At 44.9% G+C, this 12,844-nt stretch carries 11 protein-coding genes and 1 pseudogene; 7 read left to right on the top strand and 5 right to left on the bottom strand.

Annotation, left to right across the window (positions count from 1 at the left end; all coding sequences use genetic code 11):
* Window positions 1-246 precede the first annotated feature (246 nt).
* Both OH455_RS11770 and OH455_RS11765 read right to left on the bottom strand, forming a co-directional pair.
* Window positions 247-1,617 (bottom strand): L-cystine transporter, encoded by a 1,371-nt coding sequence (locus tag OH455_RS11770; RefSeq protein WP_269981511.1) that lies wholly within the window; start codon window positions 1,615-1,617, stop codon window positions 247-249.
* A gap of 191 nt (window positions 1,618-1,808) precedes the next feature.
* Window positions 1,809-2,495, bottom strand: a complete 687-nt coding sequence (locus OH455_RS11765; RefSeq protein ID WP_084720229.1) for an NAD(P)H-binding protein — start codon at window positions 2,493-2,495, stop codon at window positions 1,809-1,811.
* Window positions 2,496-3,018: 523 nt separating this feature from the next.
* Between OH455_RS11765 and OH455_RS11760 the strand changes: the two genes are divergently transcribed.
* From OH455_RS11760 to btuD, 6 genes and pseudogenes are all read left to right on the top strand, one after another.
* Window positions 3,019-3,630 (top strand): flavin reductase family protein, encoded by a 612-nt coding sequence (locus OH455_RS11760; RefSeq protein WP_269981510.1) that lies wholly within the window; start codon window positions 3,019-3,021, stop codon window positions 3,628-3,630.
* A gap of 6 nt (window positions 3,631-3,636) precedes the next feature.
* Window positions 3,637-3,762 (top strand): annotated as a pseudogene (locus tag OH455_RS11755) (nicotinate-nucleotide--dimethylbenzimidazole phosphoribosyltransferase); the annotation flags it as partial.
* A 126-nt stretch (window positions 3,763-3,888) separates the two neighbouring features.
* Window positions 3,889-5,679 carry a M3 family oligoendopeptidase gene (locus OH455_RS11750; RefSeq protein ID WP_269981509.1) on the top strand — a complete coding sequence of 597 codons (1,791 nt, stop codon included), beginning with the start codon at window positions 3,889-3,891 and terminating at the stop codon, window positions 5,677-5,679.
* 225 nt (window positions 5,680-5,904) lie between these two features.
* Window positions 5,905-6,933 carry a succinylglutamate desuccinylase gene (locus tag OH455_RS11745; RefSeq protein WP_045976027.1) on the top strand — a complete coding sequence of 343 codons (1,029 nt, stop codon included), beginning with the start codon at window positions 5,905-5,907 and terminating at the stop codon, window positions 6,931-6,933.
* A gap of 117 nt (window positions 6,934-7,050) precedes the next feature.
* Window positions 7,051-8,046, top strand: coding sequence for a vitamin B12 ABC transporter permease BtuC (gene btuC / locus OH455_RS11740; RefSeq protein WP_269981508.1), 996 nt, complete (start codon window positions 7,051-7,053; stop codon window positions 8,044-8,046).
* Window positions 8,033-8,788 carry a vitamin B12 ABC transporter ATP-binding protein BtuD gene (gene btuD, locus OH455_RS11735; RefSeq protein ID WP_269981507.1) on the top strand — a complete coding sequence of 252 codons (756 nt, stop codon included), beginning with the start codon at window positions 8,033-8,035 and terminating at the stop codon, window positions 8,786-8,788. The genes btuC and btuD overlap by 14 nt, the downstream gene beginning before the upstream one ends.
* Window positions 8,789-9,084: 296 nt before the next feature.
* Here the strand turns inward: btuD and OH455_RS11730 are convergent, their stop codons facing one another.
* Window positions 9,085-9,660: a nucleoside triphosphate pyrophosphohydrolase family protein gene (locus tag OH455_RS11730; protein WP_269981506.1), complete on the bottom strand. Its 576-nt coding sequence runs from the start codon at window positions 9,658-9,660 to the stop codon at window positions 9,085-9,087.
* Between the two features lie 184 nt (window positions 9,661-9,844).
* Between OH455_RS11730 and OH455_RS11725 the strand changes: the two genes are divergently transcribed.
* Window positions 9,845-10,906: a sensor domain-containing diguanylate cyclase gene (locus tag OH455_RS11725; RefSeq protein ID WP_269981505.1), complete on the top strand. Its 1,062-nt coding sequence runs from the start codon at window positions 9,845-9,847 to the stop codon at window positions 10,904-10,906.
* Between the two features lie 32 nt (window positions 10,907-10,938).
* On the opposite strand, the gene OH455_RS11720 is transcribed toward OH455_RS11725, so the two are convergent.
* Together OH455_RS11720 and OH455_RS11715 are read right to left on the bottom strand one after the other, a co-directional pair.
* Window positions 10,939-11,502, bottom strand: a complete 564-nt coding sequence (locus OH455_RS11720) for a DUF1415 domain-containing protein (RefSeq protein ID WP_269981504.1) — start codon at window positions 11,500-11,502, stop codon at window positions 10,939-10,941.
* A gap of 71 nt (window positions 11,503-11,573) precedes the next feature.
* Complete coding sequence (locus tag OH455_RS11715; protein WP_269981503.1) at window positions 11,574-12,821, bottom strand: MFS transporter; 1,248 nt, start codon at window positions 12,819-12,821, stop codon at window positions 11,574-11,576.
* Between the last annotated feature and the right edge of the window lie 23 nt (window positions 12,822-12,844).

The raw sequence follows: 12,844 nt of genomic DNA, 5'->3' as shown, positions 1-12,844 counted from the left end.
TGTTATTAATTGGATTGTCGCTATTTTTGCTAAGATAACACGCTCGGTTAAAAAGTGATAACGCGCAAGCTCGTTTTTATATATTGGCAGAATGTATAGTTTGATGCGTTTATATTAATTTTTAGTCACTTATGATGTAGTGGCTTAATAATCAAAGAAGACAAATTTAGGGTGAGGAGGCTCAACAAGTCTAAAATGACCAAGCCCCGTGTGAACAACTCGGGGCTTTTCTATCCGCTCAATTTTCTAGCAATCAAGCGCCTCCTCTTCGTCCGTCACTTTCTCACCAAGCAGACGACTGGTAATAGTACCCGCAGTCATAGCACCTGACACGTTGAGTGCAGTTCGAGCCATATCGATCAGAGGTTCAATGGAAATAAGCAATGCGGCAATGGTTACTGGTAATCCCATTGCTGGAAGCACGATGAGTGCTGCAAACGTCGCACCGCCACCCACGCCTGCGATACCGAATGAACTGACCACGATAATCGCCACTAGAGACAAAATGAAGTTGATATCTGTTGGGTCTATGCCGACGGTTGGAGCCACCATCACGGCCAACATTGCAGGGTAGATGCCTGCACAACCATTTTGTCCAATAGTTGCACCAAACGAAGCTGAAAGGTTTGCAATCGCTGGAGGCACGCGCAGTTTGTTGATTTGCGCTTCCACATTGAGTGGAATGGTGGCTGCTGAGCTGCGTGAGGTAAATGCGAATGTCAGTACTGGCCAAATTTTCTGGAAGTACTCTTTCGGGCTAACACCAACGAAGGACACCAAAATACCGTGAACCACAAACATTAGAGCGATTGCAACGTAAGAGGCAACGATAAAGCCTAATAGATTTAGGATGTCGCCTGCACTGGATGTCGCGACAACTTTCGCCATCAACGCTGCGATACCATAGGGTGTGAGGGCCATAATCATCTTCACCAAGCGCATCACAACAGATTGAGTTGCTTCAACAAAAGTACGAATTGGTGCTTCTAACTGTTCTTTTTCAGCCATCACCTTACGTGCAGCAATACCGGTCAAAACACCAAAGATCACCACAGCAATAATCGAAGTAGAGCGAGAACCTGTGAGATCAGCGAATGGGTTAGTAGGGATAAAGCTGACCAGCATTTGTGGAATAGTGAGATCGGCAACAGTATCTACGCGGTTTTCAAGCACGGCGATACGAGCAGTTTCACGTGCGCCCTCTGTGAGTCCTTCAGCAGATAGACCAAATGCTTGGGTGATGACAATACCAACAATGGCTGAGATTGCGGTCGTCGCAAGTAGCACTGAAATCGTCAGACCTGAAATTTTGCCCAGTGAACCACCTTTGTCTAGTTTCACAACCGCTGCAATCATGGATACTAGGACCAGAGGCATGATGACCATTTTAAGTAGGCCAACATAACCACGTCCAACCACGTTAACCCACTCTAGGGTTTGCGCGATGACAGGGTTGCCTTCTCCAAATACAAGCTGAAGCACCAGGCCAAATGAGCTACCTAGTACCAAACCGAGTAGTACAAGTCGTGATAGAGTCTTCTCTTTTTGCTGCTGGCCATAGAGGAAGAACATAATGCCGACAAATACCACCAATGAAGCGATAGCCGCTACTGACATAATTAATAGTCCTTGTTGAGAGTTTGTAAGTTATTTATTGATAAAATTGATTACAGGATTAAATTCTGTAACAAACGATAATGATTTGAAATGTAGGATAGAAATGAAAAAAAGATATTTAGTATTCGTTTTAGTTATTAAAAGATGTGAGCTGTGTTGAATTTGCTCAATCAGCGGAGAAAATAGACGCATTATTTGTATTTGTTAATCAAGCTTCGCATTTGCATGCTATCCAATGTTTGAAGTTTTTGTTTAGTATTAGCCATGAGCCCATATTGCATTGCTTTCGCCACTTCATTTGCCTGAATCGGTATCAGTTTTGCGAGTTTTCCAAACATGAGTGGACGCAAAGATTTAAGCACTACTTGTACCACAGCCTCGTCGGTACGCGGTTTGTCTCTTAAGCCCACTAAGGGACCTGGCCTAACTATGGTGATATGTTCAAAACCGAGACGTTCAATCGCCATTTCCATCTTCCCTTTACAGCGAAGATAGTGGGAGAGAGAACGTACGGAGGCACCGTAGCTCGACACAACCGCTAGATGGGTAACACCAAGTACTTTCATCGTCTGGGCGACATCGCACACCAATTCATAATCAATACGCTCTAGCTCTTGCTTAGAACCGGCTTGCTTGATGGTTGTGCCTAGGCAGATAAATCCATACTTGGGTGTTAGTTTGTTGTCATCCCATTCCTGTACTTGAAGCTGTTTATTTTGAATGACCTCCAATTTAGGATGGAAAAAAGGCAGCTCGCGTCGGCTCAGTACATAGATATGCCTGATAGGATCTTCTTCTAACATCTGCTTGATGAGCTCAGTACCTATTAACCCTGTTGCTCCGGCGACCATAACGATCAGCTCTCTAGACTCAGACAAATTGGATTCCTTTCGTAAATCTTGACGAATAGAGCATCTAACAACAAATGCATAAAGTCTGTGATCAACCTTTTAGGTTGTGAGTAAAATTGGATTACGTTTGGCCTCATTTATTGAGGCCAAATCTGATGGTGGAGTTGTCAAGTTAGAGAGAGAGGGACTCGTTTTTGAGTCTTTGGATTCGACTTGTGTTGCTTCTGTTTCTTTGACTTTTGATTGGCAAACATACAAACCTCCTTGCACTATCAAAGTTGGGTAAACTTCATCACGGCTGATAACATGCAGTCTTTGTGCCGTCTAAAATTCAGGTTGTGGTAATTCAATAAGTTAGCTTTCGATTAGGTTGTACCCACTTAATAAGATAGGTGATAAATGAAAAAAATTTCATTTTTGGTATCAATTTGATTGCAAAAATGACAAGAGATTAGTGTTTTTCCATTGATAGTTGAGGGTGTTAACTGACTGATTTCACGTTACACTCTGAGACTCACAGGGGACTCGCGATACCAAAAGGATCAACAAGATGAATATCGACGCTAGCACGCTCGCTCCTACTCAGATGTACCACCTAATGACGCAGGCTGTGATTCCTAGGCCAATCGCCTGGGTTTTGACGGAATCTGGTCAAGCTGAATACAACCTAGCTCCATTTTCCTACTTCACTCCTATCTCTAGCAGTCCGCCTTTGTTGATGTTCTCTGTAGGTAAGAAGCCAACTGGAGAAATAAAAGATACAACCCGCAATGTACTCGAAACAGGTAGAATGGTAGTTCATATCGCGAATGCTGATCTGGCTGAGCAAGTGACTCAGACCTCAGCAAGCTTGCCACACGGTGAATCTGAAGTTGGTTTAGCGGGACTAGAGCTGGTCGATTTTGAAGGGTTCGAATTACCCCGAATCAAAGATTGCCCAATTGCTTTTGGGTGCAAGCTGTGTGAAGTTAGAGAAATTGGCGAAACCCCTCAAAGCCTAGTCTTTGCTCAAATTGAAGACATATACATTGCGCCGGAAGTGATTGGAGATAACCAAGAACGTTTAGTTATTGACGCACTAAAAGTGAACCCTCTTTCTCGTTTAGGTGGCAGTCAATACGCCAACCTAGACCAAACCTTTACCGTTGCCAGACCGAAATAAAGTCGTATGCTAGATCAATCTTATTCAGATGCTATTTGGCATCGAATTAATCAAAAAACTAAACCACTGGGTGCTCTTGGGCAGCTTGAAGCAGCCACCTATCATTTCGTACTGATTCAGAATAATGCAAAGGTGACAGCGTCACAGTTTTTGTCGTTCCCTGCGCTGTACGCAGTTCACAGATAAGCAAGTAGAGCGGACAGTCTGTATCAGCGAGTGTGCTCTATTGGCACGCCACTTAACATAAAGGATTAAAACATGACGACACCCAGTTGGAATTTGTCAATTGCTTACCATGGATTAGATGATAGTAAAATTGAGCAAGATGTCGCTTTGGTTCAACAATGCATTCAAATATTAGGACTGAACGTAGAAAAACGCAGTTCGGTTGCGGTGATGCAAAACGCAATATTGACCAGCGAAGCGGCGGGCAAGCTGCTTGCGACGATCAACACCTTTGCCACTTGTCACGCGTCTGTCGATGCGATGGACAGTGAGGCGAAAGCCATGATTGGCCGAGTTGCGAAATTGAGCTCAGAGTTGTCGCAAGCATTTACTCCTTATCAAGACACTCTAACTAACGCGCCCCAAGAATTTATCTCTGAAGTTTTAAACCATGAACATGGCGATGTGTCTGGCCAGGCGTTCCAGATCGAATGTACGCGAAAGCTGGCAGATACGAAGCTCAGTGTCGCTGAAGAGCAGTTATTGTCAGCCATGCAGGTGGATGGCCGTGATGCTTGGGGGCGAATGTACGACAATATCACAGGCTCACTTGAGGTCGAGCTGGGAGAAGGGGAAGAGAACCGTATTGGTTTTTCTCAGGCTGCCAGTATTTTGTATGGCACTGATTTCAACAATCAGGAATCGGCGTGGCGTGGTATTCAAACAGCGATGAGAACTCATCAGCAAAGCTTTGCTGGAATATTAAACGCGTTAGCGGGGTGGCGTCACACAGAAAACCAAAAACGCGCTTACGCAAAAGACGTTCATTTCCTAGATAACAGTCTTCATGACAGCCGCATTCAACCAGAGACACTAACGGTTATGATGCAAGTCGCTAAAAATAATCGTCACATAGGCCAGAAAGCCGGTCTACTTATGGCTCGGGTTCACGGCTTGGATGAAATGAAACCTTGGAACCACCTAGCAGGAATGCCGAGTCTGACAGACAGCGAGCCGAAGGTCTACAGTTTTGATGAAGGCATTGACATCATCACTAAAGCCTTTGCCCAAGTGGATGAGGAGATGGCGGAATTTGTTGCCATGATGGTGGAAAATGGCTGGATTGATGCCGCGCCTTCTGCCAGCAGAAGACTTGGGGCTTATTGTACTAAATTTGCGGCAACGCGCTCTCCATTGGTGTTTATGACCTGGGGTGGGAGTCGTTCGGATCTGCTGACACTTGCTCATGAACTAGGCCACGCTTTCCATAACTGGGTGATGCGAGATATGCCACTGTGTCAAACACGTTATCCCATGACGCTAGCAGAGACAGCATCGATCTTCGCAGAGAATATTGTGCGTGATTATCTCTTTGAGCAAGTGGAGAATCGCGAAGATAAACTCGAGATGCTTTGGGAAGAACTTTCGAGTTGCTACGCGTTGATGATTAACATCCCGGTGCGTTTCGAATTTGAAAAAGCGTTCTATGAGCAGCGAATGGCAGGCGAGCTCAGCGCTGAGCAGCTGTGTGACTTAATGAGCCAAACTTGGAAAGAGTGGTACGGCGAATCAATGACGGAAGCGGATCCTTATTTCTGGGCGAGTAAACTGCATTTCTCTATCTCGGAAGTCAGTTTCTACAACTATCCGTATTTGTTTGGCTATCTGTTTAGCAAAGGTGTGTATGCGCAAAGGGAAGCAAAAGGTGAACGTTTCTACTCAGATTACGTCAACCTCCTGCGTGATACTGGATCGATGATGGCTGAAGATGTGGTCGATAAACATTTAGGCATGACATTGAGCAACGAGGCGTTTTGGCAACAAAGTGTCGAGATGGTAAAACACAAAATTGATATGTTTGAATCTCTATTGGATTCCGAATAAATTCACCACAAATATGATATGATAGTCAACAAGCCGGGCAGGGAGTCTGCCCGGTTGTTTTATGTACAGCTAAAGCATTCTATCCCGAACAAAAAATGGTATCGGGCGTGGCAATTGAGTTTTTTACAATGAAGTGCCGGTTTTCTCTCGATAAGTGAGATCGTGGCTACATAAATTGCCTGAACAATTCACTAACATACCCGCTGTGCAATAAAGGAGTAGCGCATGACGAAAAACCTCTTTCGCCAATCTTTTCTTTTTGACAGCCTGAACTTAGAACAAGAGATGCCAGCAGGGGAAATCACCGTTGCCAATGGCACTGTGTTCAAGCTGCATCAACGTGGAGTTCTGGAAGTCATCCCATCAACGCTGGATGAGAACAGCAAACACATCATTCTTTCTTGTGGTGTGCATGGCAATGAAACCGCACCTATGGAACTGGTGGATAAAATCATTTCTGATATCCAATCTGGTTTCCAACCGGTAACAGAACGTTTGTTGTTCATCATTGCTCACCCTGAGTCAACCAATGCTCATACCCGTTTCCTTGAAATGAACCTTAACCGTTTGTTTGATGATAAAGAATATGAGCCGACGAAAGAGCTGGCGATAGCGCAGAATCTGAAACGTATTGTTGCTGATTTCTATCAGGACACACCGTCTGATCAACGTTGGCACCTCGATCTGCATTGTGCGATCCGTTTGTCCAAACACTACACCTTTGTCGTGAGCCCGAAAACACGCCACCCAGTGCGCAGTAAGGCGTTGATGGAGTTTGTCGCAAGCGGACATATTGATGCGGTGATGTTTTCTAACGCACCATCGAGCACGTTCAGTTGGTTCAGTGCCGAAAACTTTGCTGCGCAGGCATTGACAGTTGAGCTAGGGCGAGTTGCCCGCATCGGTGAAAATGACCTAGATAAGCTGGTTGCCTTTGATTTGGCGATGCGGGATTTGATCGCTTCCAGCGAGGCGGAGCACTTGCCACGTGCTCCTATGATGTATCGTGTCAGCCGAACTATTGTGCGTCTACATGATGACTTTGATTTCATGTTTGATGATGACGTTGAAAACTTTACCTCATTTAAGCACGGCGAAGTGTTTGGTCACGATGGTGACAAACCGCTGATGGCGAAAAATGAGGGAGAAGCGGTTGTATTCCCTAATCGCCATGTCGCAATTGGTCAGCGTGCAGCCCTCATGGTGTGCCCAGTGAAAACGCGTTATGAAGAAGGCCAACTTGTCTACGATTAAGGCGTTTACGGTCTAAACTCAGCACAGACGCTTTCTATTTTAATGGCTTAACGGTATCGTTAAGCCATTATTTTATTATACCGATAACTTTAGCCGTTTAAGGCCAATCTAAGCTGCATGGAACTGAGTCAATTACTAAGCCGTAGGCATCAACGCTGGAAGCGCTACTATATTGTGATCCTATCTGCGCTTGTTCTGTTCTCAGCGACGCATCTGATGGTTGGCGAAGTATTTATTTCTCCTTTTTCTGAGCTGACAAATCTTCAACAGCAACTGATCACTCAACTTCGTTTACCAAGACTGCTTGCCGCGATTGCCATAGGCGCCTCGTTGGCGGTTTCTGGTGCTGTGCTGCAAGTTTTACTTGGTAATGTTCTGGCAGAACCCGGTGTACTTGGCATTTCTGGTGGCGCCAGTGTCATGATGGTCATTGTGTTGTTTTTCCTTCCTGCGCTTGCAACACCCATCGGGTTTATGATCGCCGCTGTCATTGGCGCATTGGTGTTTACACTGTTGCTGGTTTCAATGGCGAAAGTCATGCGTTTAAGTACTACTAGACTCTTGTTGGTTGGGGTGGCGTTAGGCATTTTGACAGGCGCTATTGTTACCTGGGCATTCTATTTCAGCGACGATCTTAGCTTAAGACAGTTAATGTATTGGCTAATGGGCAGCATTGGTGGTGCAAGCTGGTATCACCACGTATTGACGCTGACTCTTTTCCCTGTACTTGTTTGGCTATGCATGAAAGGTAAGACACTAGACAAACTGATGATGGGGGAGTTGCATGCTAAGCAGCTTGGTGTTGACGTGGAAGCTGTGCGCTGGAAGTTAATCTTAGCCGTGTCGATTCTGGTTGGCGGCGCAGTTGCACTTGGTGGTGTGATTGGATTTATTGGCTTGATCGTTCCTCATCTTCTCAGGCTTGCATTGGGTAGTGAGAATCGATATTTGCTGCCTATCTCCGCATTGTCTGGTGCGATGCTGTTGGTGTTTGCCGATATCATTGCTCGAGTCGCCCTAGAATCTGCTGAGCTGCCCCTTGGAGTAGTCACTACAACCATCGGGGCTCCTGTCTTTATCTGGATGCTGGTGAAACATCATGATTCACGTTAATAGTTTATCGGTTGGCTCACGTTTGCTGCCGCTTTCGTTTTCTGTAGACAAAGGTGAAGTGCTTCATGTTGTTGGTCCAAATGGCAGTGGTAAAAGCACCTTGCTGACGGCGGTTGCTGGCTTGTTAGACTTTGAGGGTGACGCGACGATTTTTGATTTAGACGTTAAAAGTAGTTCCATTGAGAGCCTTGCAAGTTATCGCGGATTTTTGAACCAAAGTGATCGTCCTGCTTTCAATCTTGAGGTTTCACAATATCTTTCCCTGTCACTCCCAAGCTCTGTGCAGAACTTGGATGATACGGTGGAACAAGTCGTCAAAGAGCTGGTGGGTGTACTTGAACTGGAGGATAAGCTTCATCGTTCGATTCACCAATTGTCTGGAGGCGAGTGGCAGCGAGTGAGGTTATGTGCAATATGCCTGCAAATCTGGCCGTCTCTAAATCCCTATGCGAAGCTTCTTATATTGGATGAGCCTGCGGCGCCACTGGATATAGGTCAGGAAGCGTTACTCTATAAACTGATTCGTAAAGTTGCTGATATGGGTATCACTGTGTTGATGTCTAATCATGACCTTAATCGAACGCTTAAGCATGCCGATAAGGCTTTATTATTGGATAAAGGCGTTATTCAGAAAGTAGGTTCTGTAGAGCAGGTATTCGAGCCAAGTGAGCTTTCTAAAGTATTCAAAACTCGAGTTCAAAAAACGGATTTTAACGGAGAACCGGTATTAATCTTTGATTAATCAGGTAATCGCCCCATTAGACAATTCTCAAATATAGTGCGTTACGCACTATATTTGAGCACGTCTCAACTCCACGTAAATTGCTGGAAATGTCATTCTTATAAAAATCAACAAGTTACGGTTTGTAAAAACTTGGCATAAGTTTAGCTTTAATAAAAACGATACATTCTCGTTCTTGTTAGGCTTAGTCAATGTGAAGGGAAACCGGACATTTGACAACAATAAGCCATTTTTATGACTATGGCAGCTTCCGCCACCTAAGGACTTCCGAAGGTGGCGGCTTTTTATCTGGAGGTTTATGCCGTTAGCGGCGCCAGATCAGCAGGTCGGTAGTAAACAGACTTCAATACCTTGCCTTGGCGGATAGTTTTCGCTTCAGAAACAAAATCTTCGGCACATTTTGCGATGATGTAATCACCTTTTTGCACCGCCATTAATTGAATGCCCTGTTCAGCGTAATGGGCTTCTGTCTCTGCGTATTCTTTTTCGTTGCGGCAAACCTTGCTCATGTTGCTTGAGTGGACTTCGTCCCAACATGGGATAAAGTTGATGCCACGATTAACGGCAACATTAAGCAGTAGGTCAATCAAATAACTGATCGCAAGGTTCGATTCAACCTTGTCATCACCCAAATGAACTAGACGGCCCATCAAAACGTAAACGCTGTCGACGATAGCATCCGCTTGTTCTGTCTTATTATCCGCTTCTGCCAGTTCGGTAAGCTCTTCTACTGCTAAAGAGGTATGCAGTGTATCCGCTTTTTGGTCTAAGCTTTCTGGTGAGGCAACAGGCAAGTCGAAAGTAGTACGAAACTCAGTAATGTCGCGGTAAAGATGGTCAAAGATTTCTTGAGTAAGTTTGGATAGGTGCATTCACTTAACCTGCATTTGGTAATTATCACGACATACTAACAAAGCGTCATGAAACGTGCCATTACAGCAAGAAAATAAATGCTTTGAGGTCTAAATGTTGAACGTTTTGTGCGTCAGGTTATTGATATCATTAGCGGGATAAGTCTATCTTCTTTATAAGAAATACTAGATATCAGGACAGGATATGGTTGTAACGAGTGAAAGTGAAAAGATCATAAGACGACTTTATCAGATTACTAACGATTATCAGAAAGGATTTGATATTCAGATCACCCAGCTCATCATGATGGGCTTGGAACGTTTTAATCTGGATATTGGTATTTTATCCCGAATTGATGGCGAGTTATATACTGTACTATATTGTGTGACGTCGGAGGGGGTAGAGCTAAAACCCGGCGATACGTTTAGCTATGAATCTACTTATTGCCAAATCACCTGCGGTTCATTTGGTCCAGTATCTATTGAGCATATGGGGGAAAGCAATGAGTATGCAAAACACCCCGCTTACGAAGCGTTTGGATTGGAGTCATACATTGGTATTCCAATTTTTGTTGACGATGAAATTTTTGGTACGCTGAATTTTTCATCTGCATCTCCTTACCCAAGGAAGTTCAAAGATATCGACATTGATGTACTCAAGCTAATGGCGTCTTGGGTGGAAGTGGAGTTGATCCGCCGTAAGCAGGAAGAGCGGTTGCGAAAGTTGAATAGCCAACTAGAGTATCAAGCCTATCATGATGCATTGACCAACATCGCCAACCGCCGATCTATGTTCAAAACCATCCACCTTGATATCGAACGTATGAAACTCGCATCAGGTAAAGGTTCATTGGGCGTGATTGATATTGATCTCTTCAAGAAGGTCAACGATGTTTACGGTCATCAAATCGGTGATGACGTTATAAAGAAAACCGCGCAACAACTACAGTCCTGTTTGTCTGAAAGAGACTTTATTGCTCGGTTCGGGGGAGAAGAGTTTGTCGTTTGGCTGCCCGAGAGAACCGAACTTGAAAGGCGTCAACTGTTCGAAGAACTTCATCAATCTGTCCACGAAATTCTCCTCGATGGGGTCCCTATAACGGTATCCATTGGTGTGTGTGAGTTTGATTTTGGAATCGAGTCGCAGGTTGATAGCCAGAAGGGAACACTTGACCAGCTCATCTTAGTGGCTGATGAAGCGCTTTATCAGGCTAAAAATCAGGGACGAAACCGAGTTGTGACCCGTGCTCTAGAACCTCATAAATGATGAGTAGAGACAGGTCTCCACTCATGTTGCGATCACCGCTTAAACAAGTAAGGGAAAAGTTTCACTAACTCGGCCTGACTAAGGGATTCAACGCGAGCTATGTTGGTATCGGGGATAGATTCAGGGTCCGGATAATGTTTGAGCACCTTCTCCATACTTTCTTCTCGAATAAGATGGAACACAGGGTAAGGAGAGCGGTTAGTCAGGTTCTCTGCATCGTCGGGCTGTGCTCCACCAAAACAATAGTCTGGATGGAATGTCGCTAACTGGTAGGTTCCCTCCCAGCCTTGCTGCCGGATTAATGCTTCAACCCAGTCAATGAACAAATTATAGTCATAAAAATCTTCAAGCATGTTTGGTACAACGACCAATGTGGTTTCTAACTCCTCAGCGGTTTTAGATTCTAACTCCATGAGTTGGCTGAGGATGTCTTCCAGCAATGTCTCTTCTTGCTTAGCTTCACTGACAAATATTTTTATTTGTTTATTGCGTTGTGGTTTAGCAGCGAATGGGCACAAATTTAGACCAATTACCACATTGTTAAGCCATTGATTAACATGCTCTGCGATGGTTTGGGTTGAGCTTGGGGTTGTCATCTTACTTCCAATTTTCAATTTGGAAGCAAGAATACCAGATTCGGTTTGGGGCTGTAAGCGTCGAAATAACTCTAGTGAGAGGAATGTGTTGTCTTTAACTCAGATGTTGAACCAGTTGTCGCCTCACTCTCCAGCTCTGATGAACTGTGGTGAATCACATTCAGTTTGTAGCACAGCGTAAAAATCATTAGATACAACAGCATTCCGCCTGCGATAACGTACGCCCAACCACCATGTTGCCAGCAGTAAATTAAGAAAAAGCCTCCTAGACTACCACCAACGTAGTAGTGGACGAGGTATAGAGCTGTTGCAGTGGCTTTCGCTTGGTTTACTTTTTGACTAACCCAGGCGTAGGCCAGCGTATGTGTAAAGAAGGCACCAAAGCTGATAAGTGCTAACCCGATAATCATAAATGGTATCCGATCGACATAGGCAACGACCATACCGATCAGGCTTAAGATTGTGCCGCAAACCATGCCTGAAATGGGCTGATGATATCGGTTCCATACGGACGTGAGTTTTGAACTCAAGGTTCCGGGTAAGTAGCAGAGAAAAATCAATGAGGTTAGGCCAATAGGGAGCGAGTGTGGTGCTTCAACGAGGCGAAAGCCCATTACTGAGTACAAGTTAACGAACAAAGCAAAATTTACCCCACCAATTAGCATGGCAAACCAAACGGTTTTATTTTTAAGGTGCTTAACCAATGCACGGTTGTGGTAGCGAAGCATCCCTTTTTGGGGAGAAAAGTGCTTCTGCTTTGGCAATAAAGCACATACGCTGATTGCACCAATCAAGGTAAACACCGCCATAGCAATCACGGCTTGTTGCCAACCGAAGGCATCTGTAAGAGTACCGCCGACAATACGCCCTACAATGCCGCCGAGTGAGTTGGCCGCTATATAACCACCAATTGCTTGGCCGAAAGCGTTAGGCGACAGCTCTTCCACCATGTAAGCGACTGCTACAGAAGCGAAAGCAGCCAAAGCGACTCCCATGAGTGTACGCATGACAACCAAGCTAAGAAGTGAAGGAGAGAGGAGCATTCCGATACCAATGACAGGCATGGCGAGAAGACCTGCAAGCATTATCCTCTTTCGACCCACAGCCTCAGACGCCACTGCCCACGGTACCAGACTTAAAGAAAGCGCCAACGTACTCGCAGCAAACAGCCAGTTAATCTTAGTCTCTGAGACGGCATAGTGCTGAGCCATATAAGGCAGCATAGGCTGAAACAAATATAGGTTGCAAAATACGATGAATGAGCCGAGGGCAAGGCTCAGTGTTACCCGTCGGTAATCTTGGCTTCCGAGTTCGATCATTATTGTTAACTACTCTAGTGATT

Source organism: Vibrio sp. T11.5 (assembly GCF_027587155.1).
GTDB lineage: Bacteria > Pseudomonadota > Gammaproteobacteria > Enterobacterales > Vibrionaceae > Vibrio > Vibrio neptunius.
The sequence above is the reverse complement of the archived record's forward strand: the minus strand, read 5'-3'. Positions and strand labels throughout refer to the sequence as shown.